This window comes from Mesorhizobium sp. LNHC232B00 (genome assembly GCF_000502435.1).
Taxonomy (GTDB): domain Bacteria; phylum Pseudomonadota; class Alphaproteobacteria; order Rhizobiales; family Rhizobiaceae; genus Mesorhizobium; species Mesorhizobium opportunistum.
Genome location: NZ_AYWP01000003.1, coordinates 441390 through 465581, shown reverse-complemented (window position 1 = coordinate 465581; position 24192 = coordinate 441390). Strand labels below are relative to the sequence as shown.

20 protein-coding genes, 1 tRNA gene and 1 pseudogene are annotated in these 24192 nt (G+C 63.1%); 12 read left to right on the top strand and 10 right to left on the bottom strand.

Going from position 1 to position 24192, the window contains the following annotated elements:
- Window positions 1-3: 3 nt before the first annotated feature.
- The 4 genes from X743_RS162130 to thrC are packed head-to-tail and all read right to left on the bottom strand — an operon-like array spanning window position 4 to window position 6210.
- Window positions 4-2892 carry an EAL domain-containing protein gene (locus X743_RS162130; protein WP_013896641.1) on the bottom strand — a complete coding sequence of 963 codons (2889 nt, stop codon included), beginning with the start codon at window positions 2890-2892 and terminating at the stop codon, window positions 4-6.
- 2 nt (window positions 2893-2894) lie between these two features.
- Entirely contained in the window at window positions 2895-3491 is a 597-nt protein-coding gene (locus tag X743_RS162135; protein WP_023764475.1) for a GNAT family protein, read from the bottom strand.
- Between the two features lie 14 nt (window positions 3492-3505).
- A complete protein-coding gene (locus tag X743_RS162140; protein WP_013896639.1) occupies window positions 3506-4798 on the bottom strand; it encodes a pitrilysin family protein in 1293 nt (430 codons plus the stop codon).
- A gap of 14 nt (window positions 4799-4812) precedes the next feature.
- A complete protein-coding gene (gene thrC / locus X743_RS162145; RefSeq protein ID WP_023764474.1) occupies window positions 4813-6210 on the bottom strand; it encodes a threonine synthase in 1398 nt (465 codons plus the stop codon).
- A gap of 129 nt (window positions 6211-6339) precedes the next feature.
- Between thrC and X743_RS162150 the strand changes: the two genes are divergently transcribed.
- Window positions 6340-7068 (top strand): hypothetical protein, encoded by a 729-nt coding sequence (locus X743_RS162150; protein ID WP_023764473.1) that lies wholly within the window; start codon window positions 6340-6342, stop codon window positions 7066-7068.
- 163 nt (window positions 7069-7231) lie between these two features.
- Here X743_RS162150 and X743_RS162155 read toward each other — a convergent pair whose 3' ends face one another.
- Window positions 7232-7921 carry an HAD family phosphatase gene (locus X743_RS162155; RefSeq protein WP_023764472.1) on the bottom strand — a complete coding sequence of 230 codons (690 nt, stop codon included), beginning with the start codon at window positions 7919-7921 and terminating at the stop codon, window positions 7232-7234.
- Between the two features lie 177 nt (window positions 7922-8098).
- Between X743_RS162155 and X743_RS162160 the strand changes: the two genes are divergently transcribed.
- The gene (locus X743_RS162160) at window positions 8099-9232 is read left to right on the top strand and encodes a site-specific DNA-methyltransferase (protein ID WP_023764471.1); all 1134 of its coding nucleotides are present in this window, start codon (window positions 8099-8101) and stop codon (window positions 9230-9232) included.
- 66 nt (window positions 9233-9298) lie between these two features.
- Here X743_RS162160 and X743_RS162165 read toward each other — a convergent pair whose 3' ends face one another.
- A complete protein-coding gene (locus X743_RS162165) occupies window positions 9299-9910 on the bottom strand; it encodes an HAD family phosphatase (protein ID WP_023764470.1) in 612 nt (203 codons plus the stop codon).
- A gap of 10 nt (window positions 9911-9920) precedes the next feature.
- Window positions 9921-11024, bottom strand: a complete 1104-nt coding sequence (mutY, locus tag X743_RS162170) for an A/G-specific adenine glycosylase (RefSeq protein ID WP_023764469.1) — start codon at window positions 11022-11024, stop codon at window positions 9921-9923.
- A gap of 53 nt (window positions 11025-11077) precedes the next feature.
- Here mutY and X743_RS162175 point away from each other — a divergent pair, with 53 nt between their 5' ends.
- The 7 genes and pseudogenes from X743_RS162175 (at window position 11078) to X743_RS162195 (ending at window position 17884) form a co-directional block, all read left to right on the top strand.
- Window positions 11078-11587 carry a DUF721 domain-containing protein gene (locus X743_RS162175; protein ID WP_023764468.1) on the top strand — a complete coding sequence of 170 codons (510 nt, stop codon included), beginning with the start codon at window positions 11078-11080 and terminating at the stop codon, window positions 11585-11587.
- A 154-nt stretch (window positions 11588-11741) separates the two neighbouring features.
- A complete protein-coding gene (locus X743_RS162180; protein ID WP_023764467.1) occupies window positions 11742-12485 on the top strand; it encodes a DsbA family protein in 744 nt (247 codons plus the stop codon).
- 117 nt (window positions 12486-12602) lie between these two features.
- A pseudogene (smc, locus tag X743_RS01000000168700) lies at window positions 12603-16086 on the top strand (chromosome segregation protein SMC).
- Between the two features lie 252 nt (window positions 16087-16338).
- A complete protein-coding gene (locus tag X743_RS162185; protein WP_156934395.1) occupies window positions 16339-16743 on the top strand; it encodes a DUF6650 family protein in 405 nt (134 codons plus the stop codon).
- Window positions 16744-16757: 14 nt separating this feature from the next.
- Entirely contained in the window at window positions 16758-16892 is a 135-nt protein-coding gene (locus X743_RS1000000173890) for a hypothetical protein (protein WP_023764465.1), read from the top strand.
- Entirely contained in the window at window positions 16882-17541 is a 660-nt protein-coding gene (locus X743_RS162190) for a hypothetical protein (RefSeq protein WP_023764464.1), read from the top strand. Before X743_RS1000000173890 ends, X743_RS162190 begins: the two co-directional genes overlap by 11 nt.
- Before the next feature lie 25 nt (window positions 17542-17566).
- Window positions 17567-17884: a hypothetical protein gene (locus X743_RS162195; protein ID WP_023764463.1), complete on the top strand. Its 318-nt coding sequence runs from the start codon at window positions 17567-17569 to the stop codon at window positions 17882-17884.
- A gap of 84 nt (window positions 17885-17968) precedes the next feature.
- Here X743_RS162195 and X743_RS162200 read toward each other — a convergent pair.
- A tRNA-Gln gene (locus X743_RS162200) sits at window positions 17969-18043 on the bottom strand.
- A gap of 117 nt (window positions 18044-18160) precedes the next feature.
- On the bottom strand, window positions 18161-18505 hold the full coding sequence (locus X743_RS162205; RefSeq protein WP_023764462.1) for a VOC family protein: 345 nt from the start codon (window positions 18503-18505) through the stop codon (window positions 18161-18163).
- A gap of 225 nt (window positions 18506-18730) precedes the next feature.
- Here X743_RS162205 and ppdK point away from each other — a divergent pair, with 225 nt between their 5' ends.
- The 3 genes from ppdK (at window position 18731) to X743_RS162220 (ending at window position 23626) form a co-directional block, all read left to right on the top strand.
- The gene (ppdK, locus tag X743_RS162210; protein WP_023764461.1) at window positions 18731-21409 is read left to right on the top strand and encodes a pyruvate, phosphate dikinase; all 2679 of its coding nucleotides are present in this window, start codon (window positions 18731-18733) and stop codon (window positions 21407-21409) included.
- 131 nt (window positions 21410-21540) lie between these two features.
- Entirely contained in the window at window positions 21541-22641 is a 1101-nt protein-coding gene (locus X743_RS162215; protein ID WP_023764460.1) for a glycosyltransferase family 9 protein, read from the top strand.
- Window positions 22642-22885: 244 nt separating this feature from the next.
- The gene (locus tag X743_RS162220; protein WP_023764458.1) at window positions 22886-23626 is read left to right on the top strand and encodes a polysaccharide deacetylase family protein; all 741 of its coding nucleotides are present in this window, start codon (window positions 22886-22888) and stop codon (window positions 23624-23626) included.
- A gap of 77 nt (window positions 23627-23703) precedes the next feature.
- Here the strand turns inward: X743_RS162220 and X743_RS162225 are convergent, their stop codons facing one another.
- Window positions 23704-24093 (bottom strand): DUF427 domain-containing protein, encoded by a 390-nt coding sequence (locus X743_RS162225; RefSeq protein WP_023764457.1) that lies wholly within the window; start codon window positions 24091-24093, stop codon window positions 23704-23706.
- Between the last annotated feature and the right edge of the window lie 99 nt (window positions 24094-24192).

Below are 24192 nucleotides of genomic sequence, written 5' to 3'. Positions count from 1 at the left end.
CCATCACGCCTGCGTCAGCGGATATTGCTCCTTCAGCGTCTTTAGCACCTGGTCGCCTGGCATAGGCGCGCCGAACATGAAGCTCTGCACATATTCGCAGCCCATCTGGCGCAGTTCCAGCGCATCGCGTTCGTCCGAAATGCCTTCGGCCACTACAGAAAGCCCAAGCTCATGGGCCATGTTGACCATGGATTTGAGCAGCACGGCGCGCTTGGGTGTGCTGTCGTCGACAAAACTCTTGTCGATCTTGATGGTGTCGAAGGGGAAACGCGTCAGATAGGCGAGCGAGGAATAGCCGGTGCCGAAATCGTCCAGCGACAGGCCGATGCCGAGCTGCTTCAGCTTCGTCAGCACGTGGGCGGTCTGTTCCGGATTGTCCATCACCAGGGATTCGGTGAGTTCGAGCCGGAAGCAGCGCGGCTTCAGGTTGGCTCGTGCGATGACGGAGCGGACGTCGCTGACCAGGTCGCGGCGGATGAGCTGGCGGCTGGACAGGTTGACCGAGACCGACAGCGGCGCGTCGCCGATCTGCTTTTGCCACCCGGCGAGATCCTCGGCGGCCTGCTGCATGGCGAACAGCCCAAGCTGGACGATCAGCCCGCAGCTTTCGGCGACCGGGATGAAATCGGCAGGCGGGATCATGCCGCGGCGCGGATGGTCCCAGCGCAGCAGAGCCTCGAAGCCGGCGACGCTGCCGTCCTCCAACCGCACGATCGGCTGGTAGGCAAGCGTGAATTCGCGCCGCTCGATGGCGCGCCGCAGGTCGGATTCGAACTGCAGCCGGTCGGTGCCGACGGTGCGGAAAGCCGGGCGGAACGGCTCGATCCTGTCGCCGCCGAAACGCTTGGCCTGATGCATGGCAAGCTCGGCGTCCTTGACCATGTCCTCGGCCGAGGTCTGGGCCGAGGTCCAGGTGATCAGGCCGATCGAGGCGGTCAGCACGATCTCGCGCTTGGCGAAGGTGATCGGATTGTTGATCGCATGCTTGATGGCATCGGCCACGCCGGCGATGCGGGCAGGGTCTTGTTCGGAAAGCAGCATCAGGGCGAATTGATCGCCGGCGAAGCGTGACAGCGAATCCTTCGGCTTCAAGAGCCGATGCAGCCGGCGCGCGATGGTGAGCAGGATGGTGTCGCCGGCCGAGATGCCAAGCCCGTCATTGACCTGCTTGAAGCGGTCGATGTCGATGACGAATACGGTCGGCCGCACCTTTTCCTCGGTGCGGGCGATCGAGATGATCGCCTCCAGCCGGTTCATGAACAGTTCGCGGTTCGGCAGGCCGGTCAAGTTGTCGTGCACGGCATCGTGCAGCAGCCGTTCCTCGGATTTTTTTTGCTCGGTGACATCGACCATGGTGCCGACGCACCGGATGACCTCGCCGTCCGATCCGATGACCGGGCGGGCGCGCAAGGCGAACCAGTGATAATGCCCGTCGGCGCCGCGCAGGCGGAAGTTCTGCGACACCCGTCCGCGGCGGTGCTCAAGCACCACGTCGAGCGTCGTGCGGAACGTGTCGCGGTCGTCGGCATGCAGCACTGGCAGCCAGTTGCGCGCCGCACCCCCCAGGCTGTTGGGGGCCAGGCCGAGCTGGATGCTGACATCGGGCTTGGTCACCACGCGGTCGCGCAGCACGTCCCAGTCCCACACCGTATCGCCCGATCCGGCCACTGCCAGCGCCTGGCGCTCGAGGTCGGAGAACAGCCCCTGGTGCAACGCACCGCCGGCAAAGGCGTGCTGCATGACGGTGAAGCCGATCAACAGGATGATCAGGATCAAGCCGCCGCCGAGCGCCGGCTGGGCGATGTCGTTGTCGAGCATGCCAGTGATCGCCATCCACGATCCACAGAGCCACAGCAGCACCATGACCCAACTGGGCACCAGCATGATGGCGCGGTCATAGCCGCGAATCCCGAGGAAGATGATCAGGCCGAGCCCGGTCAGCGCCGTGGCGGCGAAGGATATCCTGGCGATGCCGGCGGCAACCGCCGGATCGACGATGGCGACACCGGCGATCAGCACAAGCCCGAGGATCCAGACCAGCGCGCCATAGCTGAAATGGCCGTGCCATCGGTTGAGGTTGAGATAGGCGAACAGGAAGACCACGAAGGTCGCCGCGAGCGCCACCTCCGTTCCCGCTCGCCACATCTGCTCGTTGCCGGGCGATATCTCGATGATCTTGTTGAGGAAACCGAAATCGACGCAGATATAGGCGAGCACCGCCCAGGCGAGTGCCGCGGTCGCCGGGAACATCGAGGTTCCTTTGACCACGAAAAGGATGGTCAGGAACAGCGCCAGAAGGCCGGCAATGCCGATGACGATGCCGCGAAACAGCGTGTAGGAATTGACCGAGTCCTTGTAGGATTCGGGATCCCACAGATAGACCTGCGGCAGCTTCGGCGAGGCGAGCTCGGCGATGAAGGTGATCACCGTGCCGGGGTTAAGCGTCACCCGGAACACGTCGGCATCCGGGCTGGTCTGGCGGTCGAGCGCGAAGCCTTCGCTGGGCGTGATTGCGGCGATGCGGGTCGAGCCGAGGTCGGGCCAGAAGATGCCGGAATTCACCAGCCTGAAATGCGGCGCGACGATCAGCCGGTCGAGCTGCTGGTCGGTGGTGTTGGCGAGCGCGAACACCGCCCAGTCGCCGGTCGAGCGTGCATCGTTGGCCTCGACCTCGATGCGCCGCACGATGCCGTCCGGCCCGGGTGCGGTCGACACCTGGAAATTCTCGCCCTGGTTGCGGTAGATCTCGACGGCGCCCGAAAGGTCGAGCGCGACGTCGTCGCGGGCAATCTTGATCGGCTCGACGGCGAAGGCCGACGAAGCCGCGCACAGCGTCAGGATCGTCGCAATGATAAAGGCGAACAGCGGCCCGTTTCGCAGGAAATTCGTCAAAATCAGTCCTTCGTTCCAGCGCCCGGCGGATCGTCCGCGATCCGGGCGTAGAGGTAGTGGTCCTGCCAGATGCCATTGATCCTGAGATAGGATCGAAGAAGTCCTTCGCGCTGGAATCCGGCTTTTTCAAGCACGCGGATCGACCGGATATTGTCGGGGATACAAGCCGCTTCGATCCGGTGCAACCTCAGCGTATCGAAGGCGAAGCGGGCCACCAGCTTGACCGCGTCGGTCATCAGGCCACGGCCGCCGAAGCGCTCGCCGATCCAGTAGCCGATATGGCCGCTTTGCGAGACACCGTGGCGAATGTTGCCGAGCGTGATTCCGCCCGCCAGCTTGCCACTCGACTTCTCGAAGATGAAGAAGGCGATCGCTGTTCCTTGTGCATAGTCCTCGCGGTAACGGCTGATGCGCAGCCGCCATGCCGTGCGATCGAGCTCATCGGGCGTCCAGCGCGGTTCCCACGGTTCCAGGAAGGCGCGGCTTTCGCCGCGCACCGCCGACCACTCGCGATAGTCGTTGGTCAGCGGCACGCGCAACGTCACGCGTTCGCCCTTCAGTGCCGGCAGGTCACGGCGAAAGAAAGGGAGCGCGAACACGACGCTTTGGGGGCTTAGACGGCGAGCCTGCGGGCCGTGGTCTGCGTACCCGGAAGCGAATCGAGGATCGCCTCATATGGTGCCAGCGTACCCACAGGCCCGACAGCGGTAAGCGTCGGCTTGGTCGAGAACATCCGCGACGACAGGTCGGTCAGCCGTTCGATGGTCAGCGCCGACAGGCGCTCCATCAGCTCTTCCTTGGCGATCGGGCGGCCGAACAGAAGCAGTTGCCGCGCGATCTGCGAGGCACGGCTGGCCGGGCTTTCGGCGGACATGATCAGCCCGGCCCGATACTGGGCGCGCGCCCGGTCGAGTTCTTCCTGCAGGATGCTCTCGCCGGCCTTCTGCAGCTCGTCGATGATGACCGGCACGAGCTCCGCGATGTCGCTCTGCCCGGTCGCGGCATGGACGCCGAATATGCCTGTGTCGGAAAAGCCCCAGTGGAAGGCATAGACCGAATAGCACAGGCCGCGCTTCTCGCGGACTTCCTGGAACAGGCGCGATGACATGCCGCCGCCAAGGATCATCGACAGCACCTGCGAGGCGTAGAAGTCGCGCACATGGTAGGCACGGCCTTCGAAACCCAACACGATCTGCGCGTCCATCAGGTCGCGATCCTCGCGGAAATCGCCACCGACATATTGCGCGTATTGTGGAATGGTGCTGTCGGCCTTGCTGCGGAAGCCGCCGAGCTGCTTTTCGACCTCGCGCACGAAATTGTCATGCTTGATGTCGCCGGCAGCCACGATCACCATCCGCTCGGCGCCATACTGGCGCTCGATGAAATCGTGCAACTGCTTGGACGTGAAGGATTTGACGGTCTCCGGCGTGCCCAGGATCGAGCGGCCGATGGTCTGGTGGCGAAAGGCCGTCTCGGTGAAACGGTCGAAGACGATATCGTCGGGCGTGTCGTGCGCGGCGCCGATCTCCTGCAGGATGACGTGCTGCTCGCGCTCGAGTTCCTGCGGGTCGAATTCGGACTCCTGCAGGATGTCGGACAGGATATCGACGGCCAGCGGCACGTCGTCGGACAGCACCCTCGCATAGTAGGACGTCGTCTCGACACTGGTGGCGGCGTTGATCTCGCCGCCGACATCCTCGATTTCCGAGGCTATTTCGAAAGCGCTTCGCCGCTTTGTACCCTTGAACGCCATGTGCTCGAGCAGATGGGCCATGCCATGCTCGTCGTCACGCTCGTTGCGCGCACCGGACTTGACCCAGGCACCAAGGGCAACCGATTCGATACTTGGAAGGGTTTCGGTGGCGACTGTCAGGCCGTTCGACAGACGGCTTACCTCAACACCCATATGGCTCTTACTCCCTAACGCGCCGCTCGCGCGCGGCGGCTGACGTAATCTTCCACCATTTTCAGGTCGGATGGAAGTACCGTGTATTTTTCCTCCGCTTTCATCAACCCGCCTAGCCATGCGGGCAGGGCGGGGTGGATACCGCTGGCGGCTTCGACCGCGGCTGGAAACTTTGCCGGATGAGCCGTGCCCAGCACCACCATCGGCACGGCACCGGCGGGCCTGCCTGCGGCGACGTGGACCGCTGCCGCCGTATGCGGATCGAGCAGGTAATTGCTGGCCGCAAGCGTCGAGCGGATGGTGGCAGCGACCTGGTCCATATCGGCACGGCCGGCGTCGAATTCGGTCCGCATCCCAGTGATTTCCTGGGTTTCTATGCTGAAAGCACCCGACTGCTTGAGCCCCGCCATGTAACGCCGCACGGTCGAGGCATTGCGGCCGGAGGCCTCGAACAGCAGGCGCTCGAAATTCGACGACACCTGGATGTCCATCGACGGCGAGGTGGTCGCGAAGACGCCCTTTGTGCGGTATTCGCCGGTCTCGAAGGTGCGCGCCAAGATGTCGTTGTCGTTGGTGGCGATGACCAGCCTTTCGATCGGCAGGCCCATCTTCTTGGCCGCGTAGCCGGCGAAGATATCGCCGAAATTGCCGGTCGGCACGGTGAAGGATACGGGCCTGTCCGGTGCGCCGAGCGACAAGGCCGAGGAGAAATAATAGACGATCTGAGCCATGATGCGGGCCCAGTTGATCGAGTTGACCCCTGAAAGCGCCACCCGGTCGCGAAAGCCGTGATCGTTGAACATGTCCTTGAGCAGGCCCTGGCAATCGTCGAAATTGCCTTCGATCGCCAGCGCGTGAACGTTCTGCGCGGTCGATGTCGTCATCTGCCGCTGCTGCACGGGCGAGACGCGGCCATGCGGGAAGAGGATGAAGATGTCGGTGCGGCTGCGCCCGGCAAAAGCGTCGATGGCCGCCCCGCCGGTATCGCCCGACGTGGCGCCGACGATGGTGGCATGCTGGTCGCGCTCGGCGAGCACATGGTCCATCAGCCGGGCGAGCAACTGCATCGCCACGTCCTTGAAAGCCAGCGTCGGGCCATGGAAAAGTTCGAGGACGAAGGTGTTGGGAGCGATCTGCACCAGCGGGCAGACGGCTTCGTGGCGGAAGGTGGCATAGGCTTCACGCACCAGGCGCTCGAAGAGCGGCGCCGGGATTTCGCCGCCAAGGAAGGGCGACAGCACGCGGATCGCAAGGTCGGGATAGGCAAGGCCGCGCATGGCGCGGATCTCGGACGGCGAAAACTGCGGCCACTCGCGCGGCACATAGAGCCCGCCATCACGCGCCAGGCCCGCCAGCACGGCGTCGGAAAATCCAAGCGCGGGCGCCTCCCCACGGGTACTCACATATTGCATGTCACAGATCCGTTTGCCGTGTGGCTTTCCGTTCACCACAAGGTGGTTAATTTCTGCGCTGGCTCAGTCGCATTTTTGCCGCGCCGTTGATATAGGTCACCAGCTCTGCGAGAGGGAAGTGGGAGTTTCATGGCGTTTCATACATTTAGCGGTCGCTTTGTGGCGGGTCTGGCGCTTACCGGCTTTATGCTCGCCGCCGCCGGTTGCCAATCGGGCGACAATGGCATCCTCAACCTCGGTTTAGGCAAGAAAGATCCGACCGCCCCGCCACCGCCGCAGGATCCCAAGATTCTGGCCAGCCAGTTGAACGCCTATTGTCCGAGAGTGACGGTGCGCGATGGCACCGCCTTCTTCAACACCTATGCCAACGAAGCCCGGAAGCCCAAGCCCAAGCTCAAGAAGACCGGCGACGCCGAGGCCGACGCTGCCGCCCAGGCTGCGGCCGACGCCGCCGCGGCCACGCCGCCGGACGATTCGGCGAGGATCATCTATCAGGCGTCGATCGCCGACGTGACGCGCGATTGCAGCCGTGCCGACGGGCAGCTGACGATGAAGATCGCGGTCGCCGGCAAGATCGTGCCGGGGCCGAAGTTCTCGCCCGGAACCATCACCATGCCGATCCGCACCGCGGTGATGCACGGCACCGACGTGCTCTATTCGCAGATTCACCAGTATCAGGTCCAGGTCACCGATCCTTCGGTCGCCACACAGTTCGTGTTCACCGATTCCAATGTCGTCGTCCCGGCTCCGACGGCGCCGGACTATCAGGCCTACGCCGGTTATGACGAAACCGCGCCCAAGACGACGACCGACAAGCCGAAGAAGACCCACAGGAAGCGGGCGGCCGCGACAAACTGAGCGGCCTCAGAGCATTTCACCGTTTCACGGAAAGGGCGAACCGCTCCATCTCTTTGTTTTTACGCAATTCCCAAGGGAAAGCGCTACGCGCTTTTCCCGGGAAAACCGTGTCACACTTTTCCTGGAATTGCTCAAGACCCGCGTGCATCGGGCTGGACGCTTGTCAGGCGTCCGCCGACCACTCCGACAGTGCGGCGATCACGCTTTTCAGTTCAGCCCAGCGGCGGATCACCGTCTCGGCGCCGGCTTCCGTCAGCGCATCGGCATGGCCGGGGTAGCTGTGGCTGGCGCCGGTAAAGCCGATCACGCGCATGCCGGCGGCCCTGGCGCCATGGACGCCGTGCACGGAATCCTCGATGACGAAAGTGTTCGCCGGGTTGGCGTTGAGTTTCTCCGCCGCCAACAGGAAAACGTCCGGAGCCGGCTTCGTTTTGCCGGTGGGCGTTTCCAGCGCCGAGAAGATGCGGCCGGCGAAAAACGGCAGCAGGTGCACCTTCTCCAGCATGAATTCTATCCGCTCCGAGCGTGAATTGGAGCAGATGCAGCGTTGTGTCGTGACCGATGCAACCGCCTCGCGCACGCCTTCGATGGCACGCACGTCGCTGCGCAGCTTCCGGTCGACCAGTTCTTCGGCGCGATCGATCAGCGACACCTGGAACGGGATTTTGGACTTCTCCTCGATCCGCATCAAAATGTCCTTGAAGGTCAGGCCGGCATAGGTCTCGGCGATTTCCTCGGCCGAGACCTCGTATCCGGCCAGGGTTATCAGCTCGGCCTCGACCCGCGCGGCGATGATTTCGGAATCGACGAGCACGCCGTCGCAATCGAAGATGACAAGATCTGGCTGGGGCATGACGATCCGGGACAAGGAGGATGGAGTGGCCGCTACGGGCTCAGGCGGCGCGGCATACACCAATGGCACCGCCTTCGCAAACCCGGCAGGTCGTTGCGCCGGCCTTCACCGAATATTTACGCTGATCGGTAACCATAACAGACGGTAAAAACAGTAACGCGTGCCTGGGGTGTAAAAATGTCTGCAGTGCGTCTTCTCGACGAGCTTTCCCTTGCTCCCCAGCAATCCGAATGGCTGGACACGATCCTCAAGGGCGACTGCGTCGCGGCCCTCGACCGCCTGCCCGAGAAGTCGATCGACGTCATCTTCGCCGATCCGCCTTACAATCTGCAGCTCGACGGCGACCTGCACCGCCCCGACCAGTCCAAGGTCGACGCGGTCGACGACGACTGGGACCAGTTCGAGAGCTTCGAGGCCTACGACGCCTTCACCCGCGCCTGGCTGCTGGCGGCGCGCCGCGTGCTGAAGCCGAATGGCACGATCTGGGTCATCGGCTCCTATCACAACATCTTCCGGGTCGGCGCCAAGATGCAGGATTTGGGCTTCTGGATTCTCAACGACGTCGTCTGGCGCAAGACCAATCCGATGCCGAATTTTCGCGGGCGCCGCTTCCAGAACGCGCATGAGACCATGATCTGGGCCTCTCGCGACCAGAAGGGCAAGGGCTACACCTTCAATTACGAGGCGCTCAAGGCGTCGAATGACGACATCCAGATGCGTTCCGACTGGCTGTTCCCGATCTGCACCGGTGGCGAGCGGCTGAAGAACGACAATGGCGACAAATTGCATCCGACGCAGAAGCCGGAGGCGCTGCTGGCCCGCATCATGATGGCCTCGACCAAGCCGGGCGACATCGTGCTCGACCCCTTCTTCGGCTCCGGCACGACCGGCGCCGTGGCCAAACGTCTCGGCCGGCACTTCGTCGGCATCGAGCGCGAGCAGGCCTATATCGATGCCGCCAACGAGCGCATCGACGCCGTGCGGCCGCTGGAAGATGCCGACCTGACGGTGTTGACCGGCAAGCGTGCCGAGCCGCGCGTCGCCTTCGTCAGCCTGATCGACACCGGGCTGATGGTTCCGGGCGCCACGCTCTACGACGCCAAGAAGCGTTGGGCGGCCAAGGTGCGTGCCGACGGCACGGTGGCGATCGGCGACAGTGCCGGCTCGATCCACAAGATCGGCGCCGAAGTGCAGGGACTGGACGCCTGCAACGGCTGGACCTTCTGGCATTATGAACGCAGCGGCGGCTTGACCCCGATCGACGAACTTCGCCGCATCGCCCGCCTCGGCATGGAACGGGCAGGGGGCTGAACCCCTGCCACCGGCGCAATTCCTCGTAGATTCAAAATCTCAGCGGATTGCCGGAAGCGATTCAGATCACGCCTTGATTCCGAAGCGCTCAAGGTCTGCTTGAAGCGTCCTGGCGTCGGTGAACAGCACCGATTGCCAGCCTGCCGCCCTGGCGCCATCGACATTCTTCTGGCTGTCGTCGATGAACAGCGTCTCCGATGGCTCGAGGCCGAACGCGGCCACGTGATGGTCGTAGATGTCGCGGTCCGGCTTGATCTTGCCGATCTCGCCGGAAATGGTGACGCCGCGCGGCCGCTCGAGGAAATCGAAGCGTTTGCGGGCCTCGGCAAGCGTGTCGGCGGCGAAGTTGGTCAGCATGGTCACATCGTGGCCGCTCTCGATCAGCCCGAGCATGATGGCGACGCTGTCGTCATAGGCGTGCGGCACCATCTCGTGCCAGTGGCGGCGGAAGCCGCGGATGTTTTCCGCGTGCTCGGGATGATCCGCGATCAGCAGCGCCTCGGCCTCTTCCCAGCTCCGGCCGCGGTCCTGCTCGAGGTTCCAGTCATGCGTGCAGATATTGTCGAAGAACCACTTTCTCTCTTCGGTATCGGGAATGAGGCGGCTGAACGGGATATTTGGGTCGTAGTGGATCAGCACCTTGCCGATGTCGAAAACGATGTGGCGGATTTCAGTCATGGAGCCTCTTTCAATGCGGGCGTGGCTTTTTCGTCGCGCCGGGTATCGCCGCTTCGATTGCCTTTTTCATGACAGTGGGCAGCGCCTCCCCGGAAATTTCATGGGCCAGCGACCAGAAATGCCCCGCTGGCGCGGCGCTGTCCACCTCGGCACGAAAGACGTCGAGTTCGAGCGCGAAATGGGTGAAGACATGCGCGATCTGGCCCTCACGCCGCCAGTTGGCGGGGAAAGGCGCCGCCGCCTCGGTGGTTGCGCCGTCGATCCGCGCGGTCCAGGCGGTCGTCGGCACCTCGGTCATGCCGCCGAGCAGGCCTTTGTCCGGCCGCTTGCGCAAAAGAATGGCGCCGTCACCGCGCACAGCCACGAAGGCGGCGCCGCGCCGCTGCGGCTTGTCGGCCTTCGGCAGGCGCACCGGGAAATGCTCGGGGTCGCCTGAAACGAGGGCGCTGCAGTCTTCGCGCAGCGGACACAGCATGCAGCGCGGCCGGCGCGGGGTGCAGATCGTGGCGCCGAGATCCATCATCGCCTGGGCGAAGTCGCCCGGCCTCGTCGACGGCACCATGCGTTCGACATGGGCACGGATTTCGGCCTTGGCTTCGCTCATTGGCGTCGTGATCGAAAACAGCCGGGAGATGACGCGTTCGACATTGCCGTCGACAACGGCGGCGGGGCTATCGAAGGCGATCGCCGTTATGGCCGCCGACGTATAGGCGCCGATGCCGGGCAGGTCTCGCAAGGCAACCTCCGTGTCTGGAAACCGGCCGCCGCGGGCGGCGACCAGATCGGCGCAGGCCTTGAGATTGCGGGCGCGGGAATAGTAGCCGAGCCCCGCCCAGGCCTTCATCACGTCCTCGGTCGGCGCAGCGGCCAGCGCCTCGACATCGGGCCATTTCTCGACAAAGGCGCGGAAATAGGATTTCACCGACTCAACGGTTGTCTGCTGCAGCATGACTTCGGACAACCAGATGCGGTAGGGGTCGGGCCGCGCGCCGCGTGCATGTTCGCGCGGGGTCACGCGCCATGGCAATTCGCGGTGGTGCACGTCGTACCAGGCGAGCAGGCGCGACGCGGTATCGCCTGAGATGGACTTGCGGGTCTGGTCTGCTGGTGCCATTGATCTGTATGGGCCTGGCCGGTATCTGCTGGGGTGATGGCTGGAGAACGTACATGGCAGGGAGAACGCCCTACGGCAATCCCGTCCCGGTGAGCGATCTTGCGACCAAAATCCTCGATCCGGTGCTGCGCAAGCGGGCCGGCATCTCGATTGGCCTCGTCCAGTCCTGGGAAGAGATCGCGGGCCCGCGCCTCGCCAGCCGCTCGCGGCCTGAAAAGATCCAGTGGCCGCGCCGCTTGCATGAGGACGATCCATTCGAGCCGGCGGTGCTGGTCATCGCCTGCGAAGGCATGGCCGCGCTTCATCTGCAGCACGAGACCGGCGAGATCATCAACAGGGTGAACGCCTTCCTCGGCTTCAACGCCATTGGCCGCATCAGGATCGTGCAAAAGCCGGTGACAACGGATAAAGGACGGCCCAAGCCGACCTTCAGGCCCTTGACGGCGGCGGAGAAGACGAAATTGTCCGGCACAGTCGAATTGATCGAGGATGAAGGGCTGCGCGCCTCTCTGGAAAGGCTGGGTGCGACGATTCTTGGTGAAAAAAAGTCGAAAACCCCTTGAAGACAGTCATGGATTTGTCGTCAACATCTCGCATTCGTGATCGCCCTTGTCAGGTTTCGCGATTGGATTGGGGACGGAGATGCCTTAATTCGCGCCAACTCTCGCCTTTTCGTGCCTTTGCATTGCAAAATTCAACCCTTGTCAGGTGATTCGTATGAACCGTCCCTCGTTCGGCAAAAGTCTGTCTCGCAGAAACGTCCTGTCTTCGCTGGCCGCCATTCCCGCGGTCGCCCTGCTCGCCGGCTGCAGTGACTCCGGCGAACAGGCCAAGGCTGCGAATGTGAAGCCTGCTGACCCGGCCACTCCCGCAAAGCCGGCCACGCCGGCGGCGGCCCAGGTGCCGGAAGCGCAGGGAACCGTCGACATGGCGGAACTGCTGAAGCCGGGCGCACTGCCCGACAAGCAGCTCGGCAAGGACGACGCCAAGGTCACCATCGTCGAATACGCCTCGATGACCTGCCCGCATTGCGCGCATTTCGCCGAGACCACCTTCCCGGAACTGAAGACGAAGTACATCGACACCGGCAAGGCTCGCTACATCCTGCGCGAATTTCCGTTCGATCCGAGCGCGGAAGCCGGTTTCATGCTGGCGCGCTGCTCCAAGGATAACTATTTCCCGATGGTCGATGTGCTGTTCAGGCAGCAGGCGAACTGGGTTGGCGTCCAGAACACCAAGGATGCGCTGCTGCAAATCTCGAAGCTCGCCGGTTTTACACAGGAGTCCTTCGAGGCCTGCTTGACGGACCAGAAACTTCTGGACGATGTGAGATCGGTCCAGAAGCGCGGCGCCAATGAATTCAAGGTCGACTCGACACCGACCTTCTTCATCAACGGTAAGACCTACAAAGGGGCGATGTCGATTGAGGAAATATCGGCCATCATCGACCCTCTGCTCTGACATCGGCTCAGCGCTGAAGCGGCAGCGTTCCGGCGCTGCCCGCTTTTGCGTTTTGACGCGGTTTCTTGCCGCAAAACCGCGGAACACTTTCGCGGAACCCGCCTTTGAGGCGCGTGAATGAAGTTTTCGCGCCTCCGCCTCCTCGGTTTCAAGTCGTTCGTCGAGCCCGGCGAGTTCGTCATCGAACGCGGCCTGACGGGCATTGTCGGGCCGAACGGCTGCGGCAAGTCGAATCTGGTCGAGGCGCTGCGCTGGGTGATGGGCGAAAGCTCCTACAAGAACATGCGCGCGTCCGGCATGGACGACGTGATCTTTTCCGGTTCGGGCACCCGGCCCGCGCGCAACACCGCCGAGGTCACGCTTTTCCTCGACAACAGCGACCGTTCCGCGCCCGCCGCCTTCAACGATGCCGACGAATTGCAGGTATCGCGCCGCATCGAGCGCGAGGCCGGTTCGCTCTACCGCATCAACGGCAAGGAAGCGCGCGCCAAGGACGTGCAGCTTCTGTTCGCCGACCAGTCGACCGGCGCGCGCTCGCCGTCGATGGTAGGCCAAGGCCGCATCGGCGAACTGATCCAGGCCAAGCCGCAGGCGCGCCGCGCGCTGCTCGAAGAGGCAGCCGGCATTTCCGGGCTGCACACCCGCCGCCACGAAGCCGAACTGCGGCTGAAGGCGGCCGAACAAAACCTCGAACGCCTGGACGATGTCGTCGGCGAGCTCGAAAGCCAGATCGAAAGCCTGAAACGCCAGGCGCGCCAGGCATCCCGTTTCAAGAACCTGTCGGCCGACATCCGCAAGGCCGAGGCGACTTTGCTGCACCTGCGCTGGTCGCTGGCCAAGACGCAGGAAGGCGAGGCACGCTCGGCGCTGGCTGTCGCCACCGCACTGGTCGGCGACCGCGCCGCCGCGCAGATGAACGCGGCCAAGGAGCAGGGCATCGCCGCCCACCGCTTGCCCGACCTGCGCGACGCGGAAGCCGCCGCCGCTGCTGCTTTCCAGCGCTTGTCGATCGCCAGGTCGCAGATCGAGGAGGAGGCGGGCCGCATCCGTGCCCGCCAGGCCGAACTCGAGCGGCGTTTGCAGCAGCTCGACGGCGACATCGCCCGCGAGGAGCGAATGGTGCGCGACAATGCCGATGTTCTCGAGCGCCTGCGCACCGAGGAAGCGACGCTGAATTCCGAGAATGCCGGCGCCGCCGAGCGCGAGGCCACCACCCGCGCGGCATTCGAGCAGGCTGCATCGATGCTTGCCGCCAGCGAAGCCAAATTGGCCACGCTGACCGCCGAACGGGCGGAGGCCGCCGCCTCGCGCCACCAGATCGAACGGACTTTGCGCGAGACCGCCGAGCGCCGCGACCGCTTTGCCCGCCAGCTCGCCGAAGTCGACCGCGAATTGTCGGACATCCTCTCCAAGGTGGCCGGCCTGCCGGATCCGGCCGAAAAGCGCGTGCTGGTCGAACAGGCCATGGCGCTGCTGGAGGAGGCCGAAGCCGCCGTGGCGCAAGCCGAGCAGTCGGTCATCGATGCCCGCGCCGCGGAAAGCACTGCCCGGCCGCCGCTTCAGGACGCCAGGGCCGAACTGGCGCGGATCGAGACCGAAGCGCGCACGCTGGCCAAGATCCTGAACGCCGCCAGCGGCGATCTTTTCCCTTCCGTGCTGGAACAGATCAGCGTCGAACGCGGCTTCGAGACGGCGCTGGGGGCCGCCCTTGGCGAAGACCTCGACGTCCCGCTCGACCGCAGCGCGCCGGTGCACTGGGGTGAAAGCGCGATCCAGCCCGGCGACGCGCCCCTGCCCGAAGGCATCAAGAGCCTTGCCAGCGTGGTTCGCGCTCCGGCGCAGCTTGCCCGCCGTCTGGCGCAGATCGGCATTGTCGAAGCGGCGGACGGCCGCCGGCTGCAGGCGCTGCTTGCGCCCGGCCAGAGGCTGGTCAGCCGCGAGGGCGCGCTCTGGCGGTGGGACGGACTTGCCGCCAGCGCCGACGCGCCGACCGCCGCGGCGCAACGCCTGGCGCAGAAGAACCGGCTTGCCGAACTTGATGCCGAGGCGGTGCAGGCGACACTTNGCCGAGGCGGTGCAGGCGACACTTGTCCTGCGTCACGCCGAGGAGAAGTTGGCTGAGGCCGAACAGGCGCTTCGCCTGGCCAGCGAGGCCGAGCGCAACACGCGCCAGGCCGGACGCGACGCCCAGCATCGCCTGGATGCCGCCCGCAATGCGCTGGCCGAAGCCGAGAAGGCCGGTGGCGAATTGTCGAGCCGGCGCGCCGCGCTCGACGAGGCGCGCGCCCGCATCGTCGACAGCCATGAGGAAACCTCGGCTGCCTTCGTCGAGGCCGAGATGCTGCTGCAGGACGCGCCTGATCTCGGCGACCTGCAATTGCAGGTAGAACAGTCCTCGGCCAATGTCGCCCGCGACCGCGCCACCCTTGCCGACGCCCGCGCCGTCCATGAGGGGTTGCGGCGCGAAGCCGAGGCGCGCGCACGCCGGCTCGATGCCATCGGCGCCGAACGCAGCAATTGGCTGGTGCGCGCAGAAAATGCCTCGACGCAGATCGCGTCGCTCAGCGAACGCAAGGCCGAGGCCGAGGCGGAGCGCGAGCGGCTGGCCGACGCCCCCGACGAAATCGATGCCAAACGGCGCGCGCTGCTGTCGCAGCTCACCGAGGCCGAAACCTTGCGCAAGGCCGCCGCCGACCGCCTGCAGGAAGCGGAAAACAGGCAGGCCGAATTGGACAAGGCGGCCACCGGCGCCATCCAGTCGCTGGCCGAGGCCCGCGAGACCCGCGTCCGCGCCGAGGAACGGCTGACCGCGGCCGACGAGCGCCGGCTGGAGGTCGAGGCGCGCATTCAGGAAACGCTGAACACGCCGCCGCATCTGGTGATCCGCCATACCGGCCTGGAAGCCGACGATCCGATGCCTGAAATGGGCGAGATCGAACGTCAGCTCGACCGGCTGAAGATCGAACGCGAACGGCTCGGCGCCGTCAATTTGCGCGCCGAGGAAGAGCAGAAGGAGCTGTCCGACCGGCTGGAGGCAATCGTGTCCGAGCGCGAGGACATCATCGAGGCGATCCGCAAGCTCAGGCAAGCGATCCAGAGCCTCAACCGCGAAGGCCGCGAGCGGCTGCTGGCCGCTTTCGATGTGGTCAACAGCCACTTCCAGCGGCTGTTCTCGCATCTGTTCGGTGGCGGCACGGCGGAATTGCAGCTGATCGAATCCGAGGATCCGCTCGAGGCGGGGCTCGAAATCCTGGCGCGCCCGCCCGGCAAGAAGCCGCAGACCATGACGCTTTTGTCGGGCGGCGAGCAGGCGCTGACGGCGATGTCGCTGATCTTCGCCGTGTTCCTGACCAACCCCGCGCCGATCTGCGTGCTCGACGAAGTCGACGCTCCGCTCGACGATCACAATGTCGAACGCTTCTGCAATCTCATGGACGAGATGGCCAAGACCACCGAGACGCGCTTCGTCATCATCACCCACAACCCGATCACCATGGCGCGCATGGACCGGCTGTTCGGCGTGACCATGGCCGAGCAGGGTGTCAGCCAACTGGTGTCGGTCGATCTGCAGGCCGCCGAGGCGATGCGCGAGGCGAGCTGACGCGACCGGGCCAATAGCGCTCCGGACAGCTCGCACCACAGGCTGGATTGGCGGTCAGCCCTTGCGGTGCAGCACCCAGTTTGCACACATCGCGACCACGAGACCGCCGGTCATGCCGATGCCGCGACCTCGCCGATGAAGTAACCAATCCCATGAGATGGTTGTGGCGACTTAAACCCCAGCCTAGCGCCGGGCTTTCCTTTTGCGACCTGCCGCGCCAATGATGCGAGTGTGGGCAGAGGGGAACAACAGATGGCAATTGTTCGACGCGGCTTCGACGCCATTCGAAGCAGGCTCACCGGCATCGGGTTCTTGAGCATAAGCGCAAGCTGGAATCCGCCAGTCGCACAACGGACAGTGATCTTGCGGCTGTTCAATTTCTTGGAGAACCGGCGCGTGCTCTATGTGCCGACGAACTTCGAAGTCCCCGGCGATGTGGATAGGTCCATCATCGAAATCCGCCATGAGCTTACGCAGATATTGAACGACTTACCGGAGAACTCGCGGGCGGCTCGCCGCGTCCGGCATCTGCGCACCGCCTGCCGGCACTTTCTTGAAGACGCGCCGCCCGACTATCGGAACATCGCCTACCGCCTTCGCGACGACTTCGACCGTGGACCGCCCGCCCGCTGGCACGATACAGTGAGCGCGCACTAACACCCGGATATTTCGTGGCGCTCGGCGAGTTGCGCGCGACCTTCGGATTGCAGCTTTCCGCACTCGCGGCCGAATTCGAGATCGACGTTGAAGAAGACCTTGCGTCGATCTTTCCTGTAGCCGCCGGGCGCAACAGCCATGAACCTTAAAATGGTGCCTGAACACCCGAACAGAATCGCCCGCATCGGTTCGGTCCTTGCGCTGGTGGGTTCGCTGGTTTGGGTTCAATGGCCGATCAATTTCTCAAGCTTCAACATTGCGGCGGTCATCCTACTTATTGCGGCATTCATCACGTGGATAAGCACCGAACTGGCCGACTATCGGGAGAGTGAACGATTCAATGATAATGTGATGTCGGACGATGTCGACAAATTGAATTCGATTATAAAGATCATTGACAGAAGGCAATTCTACACGTTGAAGCAAAAGGCCATACAAACCTATATGGATGAAGATGATTATAGGGGGTTGCAGAGTCTAATATATTACCGGGAGAACGACATATTTCATTTCCACAGCGTCAAAATTCAGACGATATACGAGAAATTTTCAAAGGAGGTGCTCGAATTTTACATGAGATTTTATAGTCTATACACATACGACGGACACGGGAGATCGACTTGGCGTCCATCAGGTGATCGATACGTCAGCGACGAAGTATACAAGGAGATACAGCATGAAATTGCAATGTTGGATCACAAGGCGTCGAAGCTCGTGGAGTTATGGGAAGAACTGATCAATGTGTCGCGGCGAGAATTGAAGGGTGCTTCAAAAGCAATTGAGCGTTACGAACTCTGAAACCATCGGGGGGGGGGATAAAGAGATGGGTGCGATCGCTGCCATTATGCTCACGGGCCTCGCTATTGTCGGTGCCCATAAGTTCTTTACGAAGCGGGATTTTAGGCAAAGTCTCCTCGCCGAATTCGCTAAATCGCCCGTTGAGACAACCTTCGTCTTTTCGTGGTGCGGGTGCGGACTATTGTTCTTTTGGGGCGTCTTTGTTCCCGCACTCGGGACCATCAAAGTTCCGATAGCGGGCAAGCAGTATGAACTTTGGGCAGTGGCGGGCATCGCTTTCCTTGCCGGATTCGCGATCATGATAATCTACGAATGGCTTAAGACGCCCCGCTATCCGAAATGACCCATGTGGACCATCCACAAAGCTGTAACACTTAGCAATCTCTAATTTTATCTAAGCGATTGTTTTCATTGCAGAAAAGGCAGTTGGCTGGGGCGCCAGGATTCGAACCTGGGAATGTCGGTACCAAAAACCGATGCCTTACCACTTGGCGACGCCCCAATAGCCGTCAGAGTCGCTTGTGCGGCGCGTTATTAGCAGAGCAGCCGAAAAGCACAATGCTTATGAGCGAGAGCGAGAACGCCCTGAACGGCACGGAGCTGCCGACCATGTGAAGCGCTATTCGCTCCACACGGCCAGCTCGTTGCCGGCCGGATCGACAAAGTGGAAGCGCCGGCCGCCGGGGAATGAGAAGATCGGCTTGACGATCGCGCCGCCCGCACTTTCCACTGCGCGCAGGGTTTTCTCCAAATCCCTGCTGTAGAGCACGGGCAGGGGCTTGGCCGGTGCCTCCTCGGCCTCGGCCTGAAAACCTCCGTCCAAACCTTCCGCAAAGGCCGAATAGGTCGGCCCGTAGTCGGTGAACGACCAGGCGAAGGCTGAACTGTAGAAAGCCTTCAACCGGTCCAGCGTGCCGCCGGTTGCCGGCATTTCCAGATAGTCGAGTTTTCCATCTTGTTTCATGGGATACCTCTTTGTTCCCTTTATGTTCTAGTGAGGGTATAGTGAGGTGGCAAGTCTTTTTTGCTGCACCCTTGGACATCGCTTTTTCTTAATCGATTGTAGGGGCCGGACGACTTTGCCGGCACCTTGCCTTTCGCACTGCACCATCATATCGCTCCAGGGTCGGACGCGGCGGAACCATTGGTTTCGTCAATCTTTCCAATCTCCCGCAACCGGAGAGCAAGCATGACCAAATGGGTTTTCACCTTTGGCGATGGGGCGGCGGAAGGCCGTGCCAGCGACAGGAATCTGCTGGGTGGCAAGGGCGCCAATCTGGCCGAGATGTGCAGCCTTGGCTTGCCGGTGCCGCCGGGCTTCACCATCACCACCGAGGTCTGCAATGCCTACTATGCGAACGCCCGCGCCTATCCGGCGGGATTGGAAGCCGATGTCGCGGTCGCGCTCGACCACATTGGCCAGCTGACCGGCCGCCGGTTCGGCGATCCGTCGAAGCTGCTGCTGGTGTCGGTGCGTTCCGGGGCTCGCGCCTCGATGCCTGGCATGATGGATACCGTGCTCAATCTCGGCTTGAACGACGAGACCGTCGAGGCGCTGGCCAGCGATTCCGGCGATGCGCGCTTTGCCTATGACAGCTATCGCCGCTTCATCCAGATGTATTCCGATGTGGTCATGGGTCTCGATCACGAAGTGTTCGAGGAAATCCTTGAAGACCAGAAGGCCAGCCTCGGCCACGAACTCGACACCGAGCTGACGGCCATCGAATGGCAAGGCGTGATCGCACTCTACAAGGCCAAGGTCGAGGAGGAACTCGGCAGACCCTTCCCGCAGGATCCGCATGAGCAGCTCTGGGGGGCCATCGGCGCCGTGTTTTCGAGTTGGATGAACAACCGCGCCATCACCTACCGGCGCCTGCACGACATCCCCGAAAGCTGGGGCACGGCGGTCAATGTCCAGGCCATGGTGTTCGGCAACATGGGCGAGACCTCGGCCACCGGCGTCGCCTTCACCCGCAATCCGTCGACCGGCGAAAAGCAGCTCTATGGCGAGTTCCTAGTCAACGCGCAGGGCGAGGATGTCGTCGCCGGCATCCGCACGCCGCAGAACATCACCGAGGCGGCGCGCATCGCCGCCGGCTCCGACAAGCCGTCCTTGCAGAAGCTGATGCCCGACGCCTTCCAGTCCTTCGTGACGATCTCCGACAGCCTGGAAAAGCACTATCGCGACATGCAGGATCTCGAATTCACCATCGAGCGCGGCAAGTTGTGGATGCTGCAGACCCGGTCCGGCAAGCGCACCGCCAAGGCGGCGCTGAAGATCGCGGTCGAAATGGCCAGGGACGGCCTGATTACGAAAGAGGAAGCCGTCGCCCGCATCGATCCGGCCTCGCTCGACCAGTTGCTGCACCCGACCATCGACCCGAAAGCCGCGCGAGACGTCATCGGCGTCGGCCTGCCGGCATCTCCGGGCGCGGCCACCGGCGAGATCGTCTTTTCCTCCGGCGATGCCGAGGATATGAAGGCGCAAGGCCGCAAGGCGATCCTGGTGCGCATCGAGACCAGCCCGGAGGACATCCATGGCATGCATGCGGCGGAAGGCATCCTGACCACGCGCGGCGGCATGACCAGCCATGCCGCCGTCGTCGCGCGCGGCATGGGCAAGCCCTGCGTCTCCGGCGCCGGCTCGCTGCGCGTCGACTACAAGGCCGGCACGCTGCTCTCGATGGGGCAGACCTTCCGCAAGGGCGACATCATCACCATCGATGGCGGCAACGGGCAGGTGCTGAAGGGCGCCGTGGCCATGCTGCAGCCCGAACTCTCGGGCGATTTCGCCGCCATCATGGAATGGGCGGACGCGGTGCGCCGCATGAAGGTGCGCACCAATGCCGAAACGCCGCTCGACGCCCGCATGGCGCGCTCCTTCGGCGCCGAGGGCATTGGGCTTTGCCGCACCGAGCACATGTTCTTCGACGGCGCCCGCATCGTAGCCATGCGCGAGATGATCCTGGCCGACACCGAGAAGGACCGCCGCACCGCCCTTGCCAAGCTTCTGCCCATGCAGCGCTCGGATTTCCTGGAACTCTTCGAGATCATGGCCGGCCTGCCGGTGACGATCCGCCTGCTCGATCCGCCGCTGCACGAATTTCTGCCCAAGACCGAGGAGGAGGTGGCCGAAGTCGCCGCCGCCATGAACGTGTCGCCGGACAAGCTCCGGCAACGCACCGACGCCCTGCACGAATTCAACCCGATGCTCGGCCATCGCGGCTGCCGGCTGGCCGTCTCCTATCCCGAGATCGCCGAGATGCAGGCGCGGGCCATCTTCGAGGCCGCCGTCGAGGCCGGCAAGAAGGCCGGCGCGCTGGTGGTTCCCGAGATCATGGTGCCGCTGGTCGGCCTGGTGAAGGAACTCGACTACGTGAAGGCGCGCATCGATGCGGTCGCCAAGAGCGTGATGGACGAGAGCGGCGTCAAGATCGACTACCTGACTGGAACCATGATCGAATTGCCACGTGCGGCGATCCGGGCTCATGTCATCGCAGCTACAGCCGAGTTCTTCTCCTTCGGCACCAACGACCTTACCCAGACCACATTCGGCATTTCGCGCGACGATGCTGCCTCTTTCCTGGAGACTTACCGCCAGAAAGGCATCATCGAGCAGGATCCCTTCGTCTCGCTCGACATCGACGGCGTCGGCGAACTGGTGCGCATGGCTGCGCAAAAGGGCAGGGCGACGCGGCCCGACATCAAGCTCGGCATCTGCGGCGAACATGGCGGCGACCCGGCATCGATCCGTTTTTGCGAGGAGGTCGGACTCGACTATGTATCGTGCTCGCCCTATCGTGTGCCGATTGCCAGGCTGGCGGCCGCGCAGGCAGCGGTGCAGGTGGCAAAGACCGGGCGCGGATAGGAAGCGAGCCCGGATCGAAACTTACGGTTTTGTATGAAAACTCACGCGAACGTGCCGAAGGCGTTGCGTAATCTCGACATCGTCACTGCCTAATCTGCGCATGGACCGTCAATTGTTTCCGGAATCACACGTTGCAGATATCTCCCGCGCCATTCCGCTCGATCCTGATCATTCAGACGAAGTTCATCGGCGATATCGTTCTCGCCTCGACGCTCGCCAGGAACCTGCAACTCGAATTCCCCGATGCCAGGATCGTGTTTCTCTGCGAAGCGCACTTCAAAAGCTTCGTGATCGCGCATGGCATGGCTTCCGAGGTGGTTACGTTCCGGCGCTCCCGGATCCGCGGCACCCCGCTGGAGCGCGCAAAAGAACTCTATGCCGTGGTGCGGGCGCTGCGCCGCTTCCGTTTCGACCTGACGATCGACGTGACCGATTCAAAGACCTCGCGCATTGTCAGTGGGCTGGTCAACGCAAAGACCCGCGTCGGCTATAATCCTCCCGAGAGGCCTCTGAAGCTGCTGGAGCGTCAGCCCGCCAATCTGTTTGCCAAGCCGTATGGGTTTGGCGGCCATCATTTCGTCTTTCGCTATCTCTCGCCGCTTGAAGCGCTTGGCGTCGATCTGCGCGTCACCGTGCCAAGCCTTCAGCCATCGCCGTTAGAGACGGCGAAAGCATTGGCGCTTCTGGGCATGCATCATCTGCGGCCGAATGCCTTTGTCGCCGTGCATGCCGGCGCGAGCTTCAAGGGCCGGCAATGGCAGCCGGAGCGATTTGCCGAGGCGATCAACGAAATTGCAGCCGGTACCGGGCTGGGTGTCGTCCTGGTGGGAGGGCCGGACGAAAGCGAGATCGCCGGACGGATCCTCGCCAGGACGGCGACGCCGATGGTCGACCTTGTCGGGACGCTGTCGCTCGAGAGCCTGTTGGCCGTTCTGAAACAAGCGCGGCTGTTTCTTGGCAACGAGAGCGGCCCTATGCATATGGCTGCCGCCGTGGGCACGCCGGTCGTCGGGCTTTTTGGTCTGACGAATCCGTCGCGCTGGGGACCGGTCGGCGTGCCCAGCATCGCGCTTCGGCCGTCGACGCCATGTGACTGCGTGGCCAAGGATCTGTGCCGCTGGCCCGATCCCAGCAGGGTTTGCTGCGTTTGGCGTCTGGAGGTGAAGCCGGTCGTCGATGCGGTGCGCGAGGTGCTCGCGCGCACCGAGATGAAGCGCGAGCGCGCCGTCTGATGCATGTCGTCCAAAATGGCTCCGGTTTTTTGGGGAGAACGGCATGCATGAAAAGAAAGCTTACAGCGCGTTGCCCGATCCGTTTCGGGCAGACGCGCTTTAACGGCGGCAAGGCCGCCGTCGAAGGGTTCGTTCACCAACCGTCGGTCAAATTGCCGCGTCAGGCATCTTTCATCGTCCTGATTTCCGCCTTGATGCGGGCCTTGGGATAGCGGCTTGAAATCGCCTATCAGGAATTGGTTTGATGCATCTGCCGCAAAAACATCTCTGCATGATCGCAATGTCGCTGGCGGTTGTGTCCAGCGCTCATGCCGTGCCGCTGGTCGAGCCCACGCTGCATATAAAGCCTGCCGAAAGCGGGGCCGGCCGGGTCGCGCTGACGCTCGATGCCTGCGGCGGACAAACCGATACACGGATCCTTTCGGCGCTGGTGGAAAACAAGATCCCCGCCACCATTTTCGTCACCGGCATCTGGCTGAAGCGCAATGCCGCGGCCGTCGCGATCATGCGCGCGCATCCCGACCTGTTCGAACTCGAGAATCACGGCGGCCACCATATTCCGGCGGTCGACACGCCGCAGAAGATTTATGGCATCCGCAGCGCCGGCAGTCCCGAAGCGGTGCTGGCCGAAGTCGAATCGGGTGCCGCCGCATTGGCCAAGACGGGTGAGCCGGCTCCGAAATGGTTTCGGGGCGCAACGGCCGAGTACAGTCCCTCGGCCATCGCGATGATCCGCAAGCTTGGCTTCAAGATCGCCGGCTTCTCGATCAATGGCGATGGCGGCTCATTGCTGGGTGCCAAGGAAACCGCCCGGCGCATCGCCGCGGCCAAGGACGGCGACGTCATTATCTCGCACATCAATCAGCCGACCCATGCCGCCGGCGAAGGCGTGGTGCAGGGCCTGTTGGCGCTCAAGGACAAGGGCATGACCTTCGTGCGTCTCGACGATGCCGATGGCATGGGCAACAACGGCACCACCGACTGAGGGTGCGTCGATATTGGGGTGGTGATCGGCCCGCCCTCAAATCTCAACGCACTCTGAGTGCCTTCAAGTCGAAGAACTCAGCCAGGCCTGGTTTCGATGGCGACCTTGCTGGCGTAGAACGCCCCGTGATCGCGGATATCGGTCATTTCGTCGAACGGATGCCGATAGGCCCACATCGCGTCCTTGCCCGCCTCGCCGGCCGGCAGCACGCTCCAATAACTGGCATCGCCCTTATAGGGACAATGGGTGGAGTGCTCCGTGCCGGTGAGCTTGTCGAAATCGATGTCGGCGAACGGAATATAGAAGGCTGCGGGGTAGGGGGCCTCGGTCAGCACCTTGGCCCTCGTGGACGATGCGATGACCGTATCGCCGGCGCGGACGGTAACGGTGCCTGCATAGGGCTCGATGGTGATGATCTTGTCGGGATTGCGCTGGAAGCCGGGGGCAGGGTTGGCGATCTTGTCCATGCTGGTTCTCCTTACCTGGCTCCCTAAAATGTGGCGGGCACAGCCATTGCGCAAGGTCCGTTCGCATCACGAAAACCGGCGCCAATCGCCGAGGCGTGG